Source organism: Halorubrum aquaticum (assembly GCF_900113615.1).
Taxonomy (GTDB): Archaea; Halobacteriota; Halobacteria; order Halobacteriales; family Haloferacaceae; genus Halorubrum; species Halorubrum aquaticum.
This window is the reverse complement of the sequence record NZ_FOPZ01000003.1, coordinates 139,587-154,337: the sequence shown is the minus strand read 5'-3', so window position 1 is coordinate 154,337 and position 14,751 is coordinate 139,587. Positions and strand designations below refer to the sequence as shown.

Below are 14,751 nucleotides of genomic sequence, written 5' to 3'. Positions count from 1 at the left end.
TCTACTCCTCGTTCTCACCGTCCTCGTCGTCATCACGTTCCGCCCGCAACACCTCGTCCGCGAATTCCCGGATCCGTACCTTCTCCTCGGCGCTCACGTCGACGGCCTGCGCGCTCTCGAGTTGCCCGTTCACGACCGCGTTCTGCTGTGGGCCCCACACCTCCGGCGGGTGTTCCTCGATGTACTCCGCCCAGCGAAACACCTGTTCGTAGCGCGGCGGTCGCTCGGGACCGTCGTCGTCGGCATCAGGCGTTCGTGAGTCGGTCATAGCGGTCCTCGACGTCGAGTCGTTCCACCCAGCCTTCGAGGCGAGGCGTGGAAAGCGTTTCTCCGAACACCGTGTAGAGATGTGCGGCGTCCTCGAGGTCGGTCCGGCCGCCGAGCGAGAGCTTGTACGCGATCTGAAGCTCCAACGGCCCGATCGGGATCGTTTCGTCGCCGACGTGTGCGTCGATCGCGTTCTCCAGGGAGGCATGATCGAACTCGTCACCGGGGAACTTCACCTCCAAGTGCGGGGTCATCTCGCCGTCCGGCGCGACCCAGATGTTCGTTCCGTTCGCGAGGTTTCCGTACGTCTCCGAGAGCGGCATGGCTGGACCCCAGTATCCGTCGCGTTCGAGTTCAACCACGAGCTCGTCGATCCGTTCCGACGAACATCGCTCGATGAACACGTCCACGTCCTCGGTGGATCGTGACCGTCCGGCGAGGATCGCGACGTAGCCCGCCACGAAGACGTGGTCGACGTCGAGCCGTGAGAGGACCCGAGAGAATCCGATCGCGAGCTCGTCGAGGCGATTGGGCTCGCGATCGACGACGAGTCCACGGTCGGTGAGTTCGACGCCACCCATACCGGCTCGTCGAGACGAGTGCCGATAAACCTCCGTGACGCCCTAGACCGTTGACGCTCCCAAGTCGATCCCGTTCAGATGCGTTTTTGTATCCGGCGGCCACACCCCCAAGCATGGACGACCACTCCCACGAGCCCGACCCGGACAAGCGCGTGACCGCCCCGATGCAGGAGTTCGGGGGCCGCGAGGTCGGCATCGGCGCGGCCGTCACCCTGATCGGGCTCCTCCTCGCGTACGTGCTGCCGGCGCTGCTGATCTGACGCCGGACGAGCAAGGACTCGGTCGAGAAACGTCTTTTCGAACCTACCGCGGGTACCACGCCAGCGGGTGGTCCGCGATGAGGTCGATGCTCACCGACTGGTCGAGTTCGAACTCCTCGACGTGGTTGTGCAGGCAGTGGACCGCCTCGCCGGAGTCGAGTTCGACCCGGTAGATGAACGAGGGACCGACGTACTGTCTGGAGACGACGACGCCGTCGGCGACGTCCTCGTCGGCGGGCGTCGCCCGCAGGTCGTCGGGCCGGACGAGCACGTCGACGGGCGCGCCGTCGTAGGTCGTGTCGTACCCCTCCAGCGTGGCGGCGTTGAACCGGCCGACGCCGGTCTCGACCTGCCCCTCACGGAGGCTCCCCTCGAGGAAGGAGGCCCGCCCGAGGAAGGAGGCGACGAACTTCGACTCGGGCCGCTCGAAGACGGTCTCGGGGCGACCGACCTGCTCGATGGAGCCGTCGTTCATCACGGCGACGCGGTCGGAGATGGAGAGCGCCTCCTCTTGGTCGTGGGTGACGGAGACGGCGGTGACGCCCGCGGCCTTCAGGATGCGGCGGACCTCCTCGCGCATCTCGACGCGCAGGCGCACGTCGAGGTTCGAGAACGGCTCGTCGAGGAGGAGCACGTCCGGCTCGGGCGCGAGCGACCGGGCCAGCGCGACCCGCTGTTTCTGCCCGCCCGAGAGCTGGTCGGGCGTCTTCCCGCCGTGGTCGGTCATCTCGACGAGTTCGAGCAGCTCGTCGACGCGGGCGCTCGTCTCCGCCTCGTCGGCGTCGCTCAGCCCGAACGCGATGTTCTCGCGCACGGAGAGGTGCGGGAAGAGCGCGAAGTTCTGGAAGACGATCCCCACGTCGCGACGCTCGGGCTCGACGAAGGCGTTTCCGGCGTCCGCGTCGGCCACCGTCTCGCCCGCGAGCGCGATCGACCCCTCCGTCGGCTCCTCGAGCCCCGCGATCATCCGGAGCGTCGTGGTCTTCCCGCACCCGGACGGGCCGAGGAAGGTGAGGAGCTCGCCCGATCGGACGTCGAGTGAGACCCCGTCGACGGCTCGCTCGGGGCCGAACTCCTTCGAGACGTCCGAGAGCGTCAACACGGAATCGGCCTCGGATCCGGTCTCCTCGGTGGAGGAGCCCTCGACCGAGTCGGTCACTTGCGACCCGTCGTCACGCGGACCCGCCTCGTCCGCGACGGCCCCCTCGGCAGTCGCCGACGCGGACGACGCGCCGGGCGCGCGATCCGTCACCTGTCGTGAGTCCGTCCCTTGTGAGTGAGCCATGTGAGTTCGAACGCCGATCGAAGCGGCGTCCGGTCGTTGGGTCATGTATTTTAGGAGAACCTAAAAGCGTGTCGCTCGCGGCGGCCCGTGAGGAGGACACGAGGAGGTCGGTGACTGGAGTGTGGCTCGTCGAGCGGCGGGAGATACGCGAGACCGGGGATATCGGGCGGTTCGGGCGATTCGGACGGTTCGGGCGATCCGGGGGGTTCGGACGGTTCAGGCGAGCTCGCGCTCGATCACGCCGCGGAGTTCACGGATCGAGTCGGCGTCGACCGCGATCGACTCCCCGCCGACCGACAGCGACAGCGTCCCGTCCGCCGTCACGTCGCCGAGCCGGAACACGGGGAGGTCGCCGGCCAGATCGGCGACCGCTTCCGGGTCGGTCGTCTGGACGACGATCCGCCCGGGCGTCTCCTCGAAGGCCGCCGCGTGGTCCGCCAGCGTCACGTCCGCGCCCGCGTCGTCGTCGACGAGCTCCGCGAGCGCGACCGCGAGCCCGCCGTCGCTGACGTCGTGGCTCGCGAGGGTGGCCTCGTGGCGCGCGACCGCCGCGAGCGACGAGACGATCGCGGCGGGGTCGTCGGGCAACGCCGGGAAGCGGTCCGACCCGCCGGCCGCCGCGAGGTACGCCGAGCCGCCGAGTGCAGCCTCGGAGTGCCCCACGAGGAGGAGTTCGGAGTCCTCGGCGGCGTCGCCGTCGAGCCGGGCTGGCGGCGCGTCGTAGCCCGCGCGCGTGCCGAGCACCGCGAGCGTCGGCGTCGGCGGGATCGGCCCCTCGACGCTGTCGTTGTACAGCGAGACGTTGCCGCCGACGACGGGGGTATCGAGGGCGGCACACGCGTCCGCGAGCCCGTCGACGATCGCCTCGAAGCCGCCGTACACCTCCGGCTTCTCCGGGTTTCCGCCGTTCAGACAGTCGACCGCGGCGAGGGGGAGCGCGCCCTTCGCCGCGAGGTTCGTCGCGTTCTCCAGTGCGACCGCGCGCGCACCGTCGTAGGGCGCGACGCTCGTCCAGCGGGGGTTCGCGCCCGAGGAGAGCGCGAGCCCGACGCCGGTCGCGTCCCCGTGCCGATCGTCCTCGTTCCGACCGTCCCCGCTCCCGTCGTCGACCGGCTCCGGATCGTCCGGGGTCGCGCCCGTGGCCGCCTCGCGCATCGCGACGATCGCGGCGTCGTCGCCGGGCTTCATCGCGGTCCGCGTCCCGACCTCGTGGTCGTACTGCCGGTACACCCAGCGCTTGCTGGCGGCGTTGGGGTCCGAGACGACCGCCTCGAAGGCCTCCTCGAGGTCGGGATCCGGGAGATCGTGGTCGGGCTCGGCCGGCTCCGTCGAGGGGAGGTCGTTCATCGGCGCGCCGTCCGCGAGGAACTCCGCGTCGACGTCGACGACGGTCTCGCCCTCGAACGTACAGACGTAGTTACCCTCGGTCACCTCACCGATGACCGAACAGCCGAGGTCGAACCGCTCCGCGAGGTCGCGCACGCGGTCGACGTTTTCGGGGTCGACCTCGTAACACATCCGCTCCTGGCTCTCGGCGAGGAGGATTTCCAGGGCGTTCATGTTCGGCTCGCGCTGGTGGACCGCCTCGAGGTCGATCGACGCGCCGAGCCCGCCCTTCGCGACCAGTTCGGAGGAGGCTCCGCCCAGCCCGGCCGCGCCGAGGTCGCGCGCGGCGACGATCAGGTCCTCGTCGACGAGCGCCTCGTTGCACTCGATCAGCCGCTTTTCGGCGTAGGGGTCGCCGACCTGGACCGCGGGCCGGTCCTCGGTCTCGGCGTCCTCGGCGAGGTCCTCGCTCGCGAAGGAGGCCCCGCCCAGCCCGTCGCGGCCGGTCGCGTTGCCGACGAGCACGAGGGCGTTGCCGGGCTCCTCGGCGGTCGCGGTGACGAGGCGGTCCTCGTTCGTGACGCCGACGCAGGCGACGTTGACGAGCGGGTTGCCCTCGTAGCCGTCGTGGAAGGCGACGCTGCCGCCGACCGTGGGGACGCCGATACAGTTGCCGTAGTGGGAGATCCCCTCGACGACGCCCTCGAAGAGGTATCGCGACTCCTCGCTCCCGAAGCCGCCGAAGTACAGCGAGTCGAGCAGGGCGATCGGGTACGCGCCCATGCTCATCGTGTCGCGGACGATGCCGCCGACGCCGGTGGCCGCGCCGTCGAACGGGTCGACGTAGGAGGGGTGGTTGTGGCTCTCGATGCCGAACGTGACGTAGGTGTCGCCGTAGTCGTCGGCGTCGCGCGCTCCGGCCGGCGCGTCGGCCGCCTCGGGGGTCGGCAGCGCGAGCACGGCGGCGTCGTCGCCGGGGCCGACGACGACCTGGTCGCCCTCGCTCTCGAAGGCCGACAGCAGGGGCCGCGAGGAGCGGTACGCGCAGTGTTCACTCCAGAGGTTCTCGAACAGCGCGGCCTCGGCCGCCGTCGGCTCCCGGCCGAGCTCCGCGGCGACGAGCTCGTGGTCCGGCTCGGACAGACTCATTCACTTACGTGGTTATCGAGCCGGTTCTAATGCTTTTCTATGCGCACGTTCGTGGGTATTGTCGCGATGTCTTCGCGGATGACTCCGCCGAAGCGCCGGCGACGCCACCGCTTCCGGGAAGTCGCTATCGACCCCGCAACCCGAGCAGCTCTCGCGTCTCCTCGGGAGTCGCCACGGGGCGATCCAGCTCCTCCGCGATGCGCGCCGCCCGCGCGACCAGGTCCTCGTTGCTCGCGAGTTCCCCCCGCTCGTAGTACCGGTTGTCCTCCAGCCCGACCCGGACGTGCCCGCCGAGCAGCATCGACTGCGTCGTCATCGGCAACTGGTGCGGGCCGAACCCGATCACGTTGAACTCGACGCTCTCGGGGAGCGCCTCCACCCGATTCACGAGGTTCCGCGGGTGCGGCGGCGACGTGGTCCCGCCGCCGAAGAGCAGGTTGAGGTACGGCGGCTCCTCGAACTCCTCGAGGATCGCGAGCGACTCGTTGAGGTGGCCGTCGTTGAACACCTCCAGTTCGGGTTTGATCCCCCGATCCCGCATCTCGTCGTGGAGCGACGAGACGAGCCCGCGGGTGTTCTCCGAGGTGAGCCGCTCGTAACGGTTGAGCGGGCCCATGTCGAGCGACGCCATCTCCGGGGCGGGGTCGGTCCGGAGCGGCTCGTGACGGAGGTCGTCGGGGGCGGCGGTGCCGCCCGTCGAGTGCTGAATGACGACGTCGTCGGTCGCCTCGCGGACCGCGTCGGTCACCTCCTGAAACCGCTCGGCCGAGAACGCGCGCTCGCCGTTCTCACGGCGCGCGTGGAGGTGGAGGACGCTCGCGCCCGCCGCCTCGCAGGCCGCCGCGGCCGCGGCGATCTCGGAGGGCGTCTCCGGGAGGCCCGGATGCGCCTCCTTCCCGTGGACGCCCCCGGTGAGCGCCGCGGTGATAACCACCGGCTTCCTGTCGAGGTACTCGGCGTAGGTCATCGCTCCTCGTTCTCGTCGATATCCACGCCCGCCTCCGCCTCAGGCGCGACGTAGAACTCGCAGTCGGCTTCCGGGTCGAGCCCGTGCCGGGCGTTACAGACGTCGGCCCGCATCGGTTGGACGAACGACCCCGTGACGGTACAGAACGCGCGGGCGACCTCGAAGGACCGTCCGTCGCCCTCCTCGCGGTACTCCAGGTGTGGACACGTCTCGCTCATGCCCGGTCATCGGGGACGAGGGGCTTGAAACCACGCCCCGGAGACGCCGTTCCGCCGCTCGGCCGCGCCACCGACGGGATTTAACCGGCCGCCCGAAAAGGACGGGGCATGGAGCCGGTCGACGACTGGCGGACGGCGATCGAGCGGGCCGGCGAACTCACCGGGCCGATCGCCGCCGCGATCGTCGAGGAACACGGCGACCGCGGGAAGCGCGCGATCGAGGCGGTCGGGGAGGGCCGGGTGAAACGCTATCGGGATTTCACGGTCGTCGTCGGCCACGAGGACGAGTACGTCGTCGAGGACGGGGGCTGTGACTGTGCGGACGCGACGTACAACCTCGACCCGGAGGACCCGGCCGAGCGCTGCTGGCACGCCATCGCCGTCGACGTCGCGGACGCGCTTGACGCGGTCGACCACCACGACATGTGGTACTCCGAGGTCCGCGAGTTCCTGTGAGTGGCGTCCGGACCGCCGATCGACGAGCAACCGCGGACCCCGGATCTCCGGAATTTCACCCGAACGAGCCGGTCGTTCTCGTCGTTTCAGGTCGAGAGAGTCGAAAACGTTTACAACCGCCGCCGGTCTGACCTACTGTATGGCGGACTGTCCACTCGCCGACGACTGCCCCAGTTTCGACGAACGGATCCAGGGCATGGGGTGTCAACACTACGGCAACAAGGGGGGTGCCGAGTGGTGTAACCACTACGACATGCCGATCTACGAGCTCAAACAGCAGCCGGTCCAGCCCGGCGAGGAGGTCGTCGTCGAGGTCGACGACATCCACGAGAGCGGAGCCGGCGTCGGCCGCACCGACGACGGCTTCATCGTGCTCGTCGACGGGCTGCTCCCGCCCGCCCGCGCCGTGGTGTCGATCCACCGGGTGAAATCCAGCCACGCGACCGCCCAGGAGGTGATCGAGCGGCTCCCCGACGACCCCGACGAGGAGGGAGAGGAGGGAGACGACGCCGACCGCGGCGAGGGAGGCGACGAGGACGACGAGGACGAGGGTCGCCCGAGCCGCACCGACCGCGAGCGGCTCGGCAGCCGCGAGAACTTCTGGGGCAGCTGAGACGGGTCGGGGCCGGATCACCCCACGGACAGTCCACACGCCGCCGATCCGGTCCCGAACCGTCCCCGATCCGATCGATCGCCGTTCCCCGGCGAAACCGCCGTTTTTTCACCGCCCGTCTCGTCGGCCGAAGCATGGTCGCAGACGACGCCTCGTCCGCTGGCGACGCGGGAGACGTCGACGACGCGGGAGACGTCGACGCCGCCGAACTGTTAGCGCGTGCCGGCTTCGACGCCGACGCGAGCGTGCTCACCGAGCGGCAGGCCGAGGTCCTCGCGCTCCGCGAGCGGGGGCTCCGCCAGTCCGACATCGCCGACCGGCTCGGGACCTCCCGCGCGAACGTCTCCAGCGTCGAGGCGAGCGCGCGCGACAACGTCGAGCGCGCGAAGGAGACGGTCGCGTTCGCCGAGGCGCTCTCCGCGCCGGTCCGCGTCGAGATCCCGGAGGGAACCGACCTCTACGACGCGCCCAAACGCGTGTACGACGCCTGCGACGAGGCGGGCGTGAAGGTGAGCCAGACCGCGCCGGACCTGATGAAGACGATCGGCGAGCGCGCCGGCGACGCGGTGTACGGCCGGGAGGTCCGCGAGCGACTGCTCGTCACGGTCGCCGCCGACGGCCGGATCCGGGTGCGGTGACGTGGCGGCGGTCCGTCACGCGAGTCCGCCGTCTCACTCCTCGATCCGCTCGGCGACGCCCACGAGCGTCGCGCCCGCGGTGACGGTCGACTCGCGGGCGACCGAGTAGACGATCCCGTCGCGGTCCGCCTCGGCGACCTGGAGCGTCTCGAAGGTCGTCGGGTCGTACACCTCGCCGAGCCGCTCCCCGTCCGTCACCTCGTCGCCGATCGCGAGGTCGGGCTCCGCCCGGAACAGCCCGGAGTCGGCCGCGGTCACCCGTCCGAGGTGGTTGCGGGCGACGGTTCCATCCCACGGGGCGGGGTCGCCGGCGAGTACGCCCTCGCGTCGCAGGACGCCCACCATCCCGTCGACGCCGGTCTCGACCGCCTCCTCGACGACCTCGCGGCTGTGGGCGAGTTCGGGCGTGATCGTCGGGATCCCCTCGCGGGTCGCGGCCACGCGGAACTTCCCGCCGAAGTTCCGCTCGGCCCACTCCGTGTCGGCGTCGTCGCCGGCGGCCTCCGCCAACAGGAGGTCGGTGCCGAACGCCTCCGCGAGGCCCCGGCACTCCTCGTCGCCGCGCATGTAGACGGTGTGGGTGAGCATGTTCGGCGACCCGGTGTGGAGGTCGACGACCGCGTCGGCCGCGCTCGCGAACGGCCAGAGCCGCGCGGCCATCCGCTCGTGGAGCGTCCCGTCGGGGTCGCCCGGCCAGCAGCGGTTCATGTTGGCGTTGATCGAGTCGAGCGACTCCGGCGTCGTGTACGAGACGCGATCGAACGTGAGCGGGTCCGCCACCGGGACGCTCACGAGCGTCCCGCGAACGTCGTCGTCGATCCCGTCGCCGAGATCGGCGGCGTCATCGTCCGCTTCGCCCGTCAGCCGACCGTGAAGCCGCCGGAGGACCGCCGCGCCGTTCACCTCCCGGCCGTGTTGGGCAGCCTGCGCGTAGACGACGGGGCCGCCGTCGTCGGGAACGTCGAGCTCGGGACCCTCCTCGCCGTCGACGAGGGTTCCCTCGCCGTAGACGTGGACGGTCGTGCGGATCGGGACGCCGGACGGGAGCCGTGCGAGGACGAGCTCTCGACTGTCGTGCATACCCCAGCGTTGGTCCCGACTCGGTTATAAATCGGGGTCGCGGCCGGCGGTGACCGAGTCGCGAGCGATGGGGATCGACGACGCTCGACCGAGGCGGCGGAGCCGGTTCCCGATCACGGACGCTAAGGCCGTGCGGCGAGGAGCGTTCCACGAGATGCGGGTCACCCTCCTCGGAACCGGCGACACCACGGGGACGCCCACCGTCGGCTGCGACTGTGACACCTGTCGCGAGGCGCGCGATCGCGGGGTGTCGCGCTCGCGGTTCTCGGTCCACGTCGAAAACGAGCGGACCGGCGAGTCGCTGCTAATCGATTTCAGCCCCGACTTCCGGAGCCAGTTCCTGGACAACGACGTGGGGCTGCCCGACGCCGGGATCGTGACGCACATCCACTTCGACCACCTCGACGGCCTCGGCAACGTCTACCGGCTCGTCGACGGGCTTCCCGTCCACGCGCCGAGCGGGACCGACCCCGCGACCGACGAGAGCGTCGCCGAGACGGTCCGCCGGAAGTACGACTACCTCGAGGACCGGATCGGCGTCCACTCGCGCGAGCCGCTCGAGCCGTTCGAGACCTGCGGGTTCGAGGTCCGGTTCGTCCCCGTCGACCACCCGCCGCTTCTGTGTTTCGGCGTCGTCGTCGAGGATCCGGAGACGGGCGGGAAGCTCTCCTTGACGGGCGACACGAGCTACGACGTTCCCGAACGCTCCCGCGAGGCGCTCGCCGACCCGGACCTCCTGCTCGCCGACGCCATCGTCCCCGCCTCGCTGTGTGAACACCACCCGATCGGCGGGCGACACGAGGGACCCGACGGCGTCCCGCGCACGTTCGGCACGAAGCACATGACTCGCGAGGGCGCGCTCGCGCTCGCCGAGGACCTGAACGCCGACCGGACGCGGCTGGTCCACCTCGCGCACTTCTACCCGCCGGAGGAGGCGTTCGCGGAGCCGCTCGCGGTCGACGGCGAGACCTACGAGTTGTAGCGAGACGACGGTCGCTCACGACCGCGGTCGTTCGCGCTCACTCGTACTCGCTCCCGACGACCTCGCGGATCCGCTCGGCGGTCACCGGCCCGACGCCCTCAACCTCGAGCAGGTCGTCCTCGGGCGCGGTCATCACGGCCTCGACCGAGCCGAAGTGCTCGAGCAGCGCGCGGGCGGTGATCGGGCCGATGTCGGCGATCGAGGAGACGACGTACTCCTGTTGTTCCGCGCGGGTCTTCGTCGTCTTCTCGCCGTGGACGCTCACCTCGCGGTCGCGGGTCTCCTGTTCGCGCCGAGCGATCGTCGCGAGCAGTTCCGTGGTGTCGGTCTCGCCCTCGGTCCGGAGGACGCTGATCCCGAAGTCGACCGCGAGCGACGCGAGCGCGCCGCGGATCGCGTTGGGGTCGATGTCGCGCTGTCCGTAGAGGTTCGTCCCTTCGACGACCAGCACCGGTCTGGCGTACGCCCGCGACAGCTCGCCGACCTGCTCGAACATCGAGCGGTCGGAATCGAGCATGGAGTCGACGAAGTCCGCCGCCGACTTCCGCTCGACGGCGACACGGTCCGAGAGCACGTAGTCGCCGACGGCGAGCGTCTCCAGACGGGTGAGTAGCCCGTCGTGCGTCGAGAGCGTCTTCGCGATGGAGGAGTCGAGCTCGCGCTGGTCGATCACGACCTCGACGCCCTCGTCGGCGCCGGCGGTCGCGACGACGCCGTCGGCGGCGTCCGCGGAGTCGGCGTCCGAAGTGGCCTCGTCGCTCTCTCGCGCCTCGCCGGCGAAGTCGGTGAGGCCGGCGTCCGTCGAGGCGGCTTCGTCGTCGGTCGGCGTATCGTCTGCTTGCGGGCCATCGCCGCTCTCGTCGTCGCCGTCGGTTCCGTCGTTCCCGTCGGTTCCGACGTCTCTCCCGTTCCCGGCGAACGCGTCGAGTCCGGCTTGGCCGTCGTCGCCGACGGTCCCCTCGATGTCGTCGGTGGCGGCCTTGAGGTCGGCGAGCTGGCTGGCCATCTCCTTCTCGCGTCGCCTGGAGATCCAGAAGAACGCCTCGTCGCGGGTGTCCTCGGCCATCAGGACGACGACTTTCCCCTCCGCCTGCCGGCCGGTCCGTCCCTTGCGCTGGATCGACCGGATCGCGGTTGGGACCGGCTCGTAGAAGCAGACGAGGTCGACCTCGGGGACGTCGAGGCCCTCCTCGGCGACGCTCGTGGAGACGAGCACCTCGAACTCGCCCTGCTTGAACTCCTCGAGCGTCTCCTGTTGTTGTTTCTGGGTCATCCCGTCCGACCCCTCCTTGTCGCCCTGGCCGACGAACTTCCGGACGTCGAAGCTCGCCTCCAGGAACTCCACGAGCGCCTCCGCGGTGTCGCGCGACTCCGTGAAGAGGATCGCGCGCTCGCCCTCCTCGATCCCGAGCGTCTCCGCGAGCAGGATCCGCGCCTGCGAGAATTTGGGGTGGAGCCCGTCGAACGACTCGGCCTTCCGCATCGCCTCGCGGACCTTGGGATCGGCGACCATCCGCTGGCTCGCCTTCGACGCGCCCGAGGAGCGGGCGGCCTCGCGTTGGCGCTCGAAGTAGCGCCGGACCGACTCCACCGACTGCGTCTCGACCAGTTCGACCGCCCGGCGGAGCTTCATCACCTCGGCGTGGGTGCTCATTCCCTTGTACCCGTCCGACTGGTCGTTGTCCATCATCCGCTTCAGCTTCCCGCGCATCTCGTTGAGGTCGCGCTGGGAGAGGTCCGGGCTCGTCTTGTTCGTCACGCCGAGCGACTTCAGCTTCTCCAAGCGGCCCGTTATCACTTCGTTGAGCGCGTCGCGGATCTCGAGGACCTCCTCGGGGAGCGTGACCCGCTCCCAGCGCACGTCGGTGTCGTGGGTGTACTCGTCGACGTCGGCGTCCTCCTCCGTCATCACCTCCACGTTCGTCAGCCCGAGGTTCTCACAGACCGTCTCTATCTCCTCGATGTCGCCGCCGGGGGAGGCCGACATCCCCGTCACGAGCGGGTCGGCGGCGTCGGCGTGGTACCGCTCGGCGATGTACACGTACGCGTAGTCGCCGGTCGCGCGATGACACTCGTCGAAGGTGAGGTGGGTCACGTCGCGGACGGAGATCCGGTTGCCGACGAGGTCGTTCTCGATCACCTGCGGCGTCGCGATCACGACCCGGGCGTCCTCGAACAGCGCCGCGCGGTCGTCGGGCTTCACGTCGCCGGTGAACACGACGATCTCGTCGTCCGGGATCGTCGTCGCCTCGCGGTAGAAGTCGGCGTGCTGCTGGACGAGCGGTTTGGTGGGTGCCAGAAACAGCGCCGTCCCGCCCGCCTCGTGTAGCCGTCTCGCGGTGACGAGCAGGCTCACCGTGGTCTTGCCGAGGCCGGTCGGGAGACACACCAGGGTGTGGTCGTCGAGCGCGGCGTCCGCGAGCCGCAGCTGGTAGCGGCGGGACTGGAGGAAGTCGTCGACGAGCAACGGGTGGTCTATTCCTGTGACCTCGGTCGCCATCGGCGACGCTTCGCCGCCATCGGCCTAAAGGCTTCGCGAAGCGGGGTGAAAGTTATCGGTCGCCGGGGGCGTCCTCCCGGATCTCCTCCGGCACGTCCTCGTCGACCAACTTCGCCCACTCGACGAGCCGGTCTCCGGACGGGGTTTGCGTGCTCATCGGCTGACGGATCTCCGTGGTTCGTATTAACACTTACCCCGATTCCAGCTTCGCCGGGATCGGTTCGGACCGGCACGGCCCCCGCGCCGCGGACGCGACTCGCACGCCTTTTAGGGTTCACGCGCCTCGGCCCGGCATGAGCAAGCTCGATGAGTTCCTCGCCGGCGACCGGCTCGACGACGTGGTGTTCTACCTGAGCGACGCGTTCCTCGACGACGACTCGCGGCTCCGGAAGGTCGGCACGGAGACCGACGACGGGGTCCGCCTCGTCCTCGACGGCGAGACCGGTCGCTCGGCGTTTCAGGCGGGCACGGGCATGGGTGCGATGGAGTTCGCGAAGGAGGCGATGGCCGCCGAGGGTCGGATCGCCCGCTCGCTCGACGGCGGCGAGTGTCCGTTCGCCGGAGGCGACGCGGAAGCCGACGCCGAAGGCGACGACGACGACGACCACGACGTCCGGTTCGTGTTCGCGTTCGCCGAGGGCGAGAACCCCGAAGTGGGAGGCCTCTACGCCGAGGGCGACGTGATCCACGCGTACGCGCACTGTACCTGCGGGGAGAGCTACTCGCAGAAGTGGGTCATCGGCGATCGGGCGTAACACGACCGTCGAAGCGTGAGGGACCGAGTCGGGGAAATCGCTATGCTCTCGGCGGCCCGAGATAGGGCATGGATCCCCTCGGATCGGTCTCCGATACCGTCTGGCGGCGGCACGCGAACCCGAAGAGCGGGTGGAGCCGGGTCCTCGTCACGCCGGTGCTGCTGTACGCCGTGTACCGACGTGACGGGCGGATCGCCGCGCTCGCGCTCGCATTCACCGTGGTGAACCCCGTCCTGTTCTCGCCGCCCGCGACCGACGACGCGTGGATGACCCGCGTCGTGCTCGCCGAGCGGTGGTGGATCGACGAGCGCGAGGAGGCCGTCCTCTCGCGTTCGTATCCCGCCGTCCTCAACCTGATCAACCTCCCCGTCTTCGCGTACGCGTTTCTGTCCGCGTATCGGAAGCGGCCGGTGCGAGCCACGCTCGCGGGACTGGCGTCGATCCTGTTGAAACTCCGGTTCGTCGACGAGCTCGTGCGTCGGTACGACGCGGAGAGAGCGGGATCGAGCGGGGAGTGAGGACCGGAGGACGATCCTCAGTTCCCGGTCCAGCGCAGGATCGCGAGCGTGCCCTCGAAGAGGACGATCATCGTGAGCGTGACGATGATCGGGGCCATCCCGGTCGGGTCGGGGCTGAACAGGAAGGCGATCCCGAGGAACGACCCCCAGAAGATGAGGCGTTTGTCCTGTAGCCACTGCCGCGTGACGAGGTTCATCATGATCGCGAGCATGATGAAAAGCGGGATTTGGAAGACGATCGCCATGAACGCCAGCATGATCACGATCAGGTTGAACGTCTCCGCGAGCCCGAAGGCGATCGTCGCCGCGTCGGAGGTGTAGGTGGTGAAATACGAGAAGATCGCGGGCAACACGAGGAAGTGCGCGAACGCGATCCCGATCCCGCCGAGAACGAGGCTCGTCGGGACCGCCGCGAGGTAGTAGCGCCGCTCGTTCTCGTAGAGGCCCGGCTTCATGAACCGGTACGTCTGGTAGACGAACGCCGGGAGGCCGACCACGACGCCCGCGAGACCGGCGACCTTCAGCCGCGTCAGGGGCAGTTCGAGCGGCCCGTACAGCCGCGGCCGGTTCTCGAGCGGCGCGGGGATGTGGTAGCCCCAGAAGTAGTTGATGAGCTCAGTCGACTCCGTCACCGCGACGAGCGTCGCGAGCCCGCCGAAGAGGAAGACGACCGCGAGCCGCCGCATCATCTCCTCGATGTGCTCCGCGAGCGGCATCTCCTCGTCGGTCTCCGGACCCTGTATCCCGCCCAGGTCCTCGGCGTCGCCGGCGGTCGCCGGCGTGCCGCCGTCCGTGGCGTCGTCTTCGTCGTCGCCGTCCGTGGTGTCGTTCTCGTCCGTGTCGTCTTCGTCTTCGCCGTCCGTGGCGTCGTCGTCAGGACCGTCCTCGTCGTCGTCAGGACCGTCCTCGTCGTCGATCTCGTCGCCGCCGTCCTCGTCGCCCTCGACACCCTCCGTCTCCTCCTCGACGTTCCCGTCGGCGTCCTCCTCGTCGGTCGACGCGGGATCCTCCCCGAGAACCTCGTCGTCGACCGTGGTCGACCTCCTCGATTCGACCGACGGCGACAGGTCTTCGGGGTCCGACGGCTCGTCGCTCGGCCGGTCGTCGTCGTCCATTCACCTTAGGTACGCCACCGGGTGATTATAGGCCTTTTCGG

Annotated in this window: 16 protein-coding genes; 7 read left to right on the top strand and 9 right to left on the bottom strand. The window is 69.6% G+C overall.

Annotated elements, in window-relative coordinates:
- Position 1: 1 nt before the first annotated feature.
- Positions 2 to 268 (bottom strand): hypothetical protein, encoded by a 267-nt coding sequence (locus F3H10_RS04115; protein WP_149783570.1) that lies wholly within the window; start codon positions 266 to 268, stop codon positions 2 to 4.
- Positions 246 to 848 (bottom strand): hypothetical protein, encoded by a 603-nt coding sequence (locus F3H10_RS04110; protein WP_149783569.1) that lies wholly within the window; start codon positions 846 to 848, stop codon positions 246 to 248. The genes F3H10_RS04115 and F3H10_RS04110 overlap by 23 nt, the downstream gene beginning before the upstream one ends.
- Before the next feature lie 113 nt (positions 849 to 961).
- On the opposite strand from F3H10_RS04110, the gene F3H10_RS15950 reads away from it, so the two are divergent.
- Entirely contained in the window at positions 962 to 1,108 is a 147-nt protein-coding gene (locus F3H10_RS15950) for a DUF7550 family protein (RefSeq protein WP_188127861.1), read from the top strand.
- 43 nt (positions 1,109 to 1,151) lie between these two features.
- Here the strand turns inward: F3H10_RS15950 and F3H10_RS04105 are convergent, their stop codons facing one another.
- The 4 genes from F3H10_RS04105 to F3H10_RS04090 all read right to left on the bottom strand — a co-directional run bounded on the left by F3H10_RS04105 (position 1,152) and on the right by F3H10_RS04090 (position 6,053).
- Entirely contained in the window at positions 1,152 to 2,393 is a 1,242-nt protein-coding gene (locus F3H10_RS04105; protein WP_149783568.1) for an ABC transporter ATP-binding protein, read from the bottom strand.
- A gap of 216 nt (positions 2,394 to 2,609) precedes the next feature.
- The gene (gene purL, locus F3H10_RS04100) at positions 2,610 to 4,868 is read right to left on the bottom strand and encodes a phosphoribosylformylglycinamidine synthase subunit PurL (RefSeq protein WP_149783567.1); all 2,259 of its coding nucleotides are present in this window, start codon (positions 4,866 to 4,868) and stop codon (positions 2,610 to 2,612) included.
- A gap of 124 nt (positions 4,869 to 4,992) precedes the next feature.
- Complete coding sequence (locus tag F3H10_RS04095) at positions 4,993 to 5,835, bottom strand: BKACE family enzyme (protein ID WP_149783566.1); 843 nt, start codon at positions 5,833 to 5,835, stop codon at positions 4,993 to 4,995.
- On the bottom strand, positions 5,832 to 6,053 hold the full coding sequence (locus tag F3H10_RS04090; protein ID WP_142987540.1) for a hypothetical protein: 222 nt from the start codon (positions 6,051 to 6,053) through the stop codon (positions 5,832 to 5,834). Before F3H10_RS04090 ends, F3H10_RS04095 begins: the two co-directional genes overlap by 4 nt.
- 108 nt (positions 6,054 to 6,161) lie before the next feature.
- Between F3H10_RS04090 and F3H10_RS04085 the strand changes: the two genes are divergently transcribed.
- From F3H10_RS04085 to F3H10_RS04075, 3 genes are all read left to right on the top strand, one after another.
- Complete coding sequence (locus F3H10_RS04085) at positions 6,162 to 6,509, top strand: hypothetical protein (protein WP_149783565.1); 348 nt, start codon at positions 6,162 to 6,164, stop codon at positions 6,507 to 6,509.
- 139 nt (positions 6,510 to 6,648) lie between these two features.
- Positions 6,649 to 7,122: a TRAM domain-containing protein gene (locus F3H10_RS04080; RefSeq protein WP_149783564.1), complete on the top strand. Its 474-nt coding sequence runs from the start codon at positions 6,649 to 6,651 to the stop codon at positions 7,120 to 7,122.
- Positions 7,123 to 7,256: 134 nt separating this feature from the next.
- Entirely contained in the window at positions 7,257 to 7,760 is a 504-nt protein-coding gene (locus tag F3H10_RS04075) for a Tfx family DNA-binding protein (protein ID WP_149783563.1), read from the top strand.
- A gap of 33 nt (positions 7,761 to 7,793) precedes the next feature.
- On the opposite strand, the gene F3H10_RS04070 is transcribed toward F3H10_RS04075, so the two are convergent.
- Positions 7,794 to 8,840 carry a succinylglutamate desuccinylase/aspartoacylase family protein gene (locus F3H10_RS04070; protein ID WP_149783562.1) on the bottom strand — a complete coding sequence of 349 codons (1,047 nt, stop codon included), beginning with the start codon at positions 8,838 to 8,840 and terminating at the stop codon, positions 7,794 to 7,796.
- A gap of 154 nt (positions 8,841 to 8,994) precedes the next feature.
- Here F3H10_RS04070 and F3H10_RS04065 point away from each other — a divergent pair, with 154 nt between their 5' ends.
- Positions 8,995 to 9,822 (top strand): MBL fold metallo-hydrolase, encoded by an 828-nt coding sequence (locus F3H10_RS04065; protein ID WP_149783561.1) that lies wholly within the window; start codon positions 8,995 to 8,997, stop codon positions 9,820 to 9,822.
- Positions 9,823 to 9,859: 37 nt separating this feature from the next.
- Here F3H10_RS04065 and F3H10_RS04060 read toward each other — a convergent pair whose 3' ends face one another.
- Positions 9,860 to 12,322 (bottom strand): DEAD/DEAH box helicase, encoded by a 2,463-nt coding sequence (locus F3H10_RS04060; RefSeq protein ID WP_149783560.1) that lies wholly within the window; start codon positions 12,320 to 12,322, stop codon positions 9,860 to 9,862.
- 293 nt (positions 12,323 to 12,615) lie between these two features.
- On the opposite strand from F3H10_RS04060, the gene F3H10_RS04055 reads away from it, so the two are divergent.
- Positions 12,616 to 13,077 carry a DUF5807 family protein gene (locus F3H10_RS04055; RefSeq protein WP_149783559.1) on the top strand — a complete coding sequence of 154 codons (462 nt, stop codon included), beginning with the start codon at positions 12,616 to 12,618 and terminating at the stop codon, positions 13,075 to 13,077.
- A 68-nt stretch (positions 13,078 to 13,145) separates the two neighbouring features.
- The gene (locus F3H10_RS04050; RefSeq protein ID WP_149783558.1) at positions 13,146 to 13,595 is read left to right on the top strand and encodes a DUF6653 family protein; all 450 of its coding nucleotides are present in this window, start codon (positions 13,146 to 13,148) and stop codon (positions 13,593 to 13,595) included.
- A gap of 17 nt (positions 13,596 to 13,612) precedes the next feature.
- Here F3H10_RS04050 and tatC read toward each other — a convergent pair whose 3' ends face one another.
- On the bottom strand, positions 13,613 to 14,710 hold the full coding sequence (tatC, locus tag F3H10_RS04045) for a twin-arginine translocase subunit TatC (RefSeq protein WP_149783557.1): 1,098 nt from the start codon (positions 14,708 to 14,710) through the stop codon (positions 13,613 to 13,615).
- Between the last annotated feature and the right edge of the window lie 41 nt (positions 14,711 to 14,751).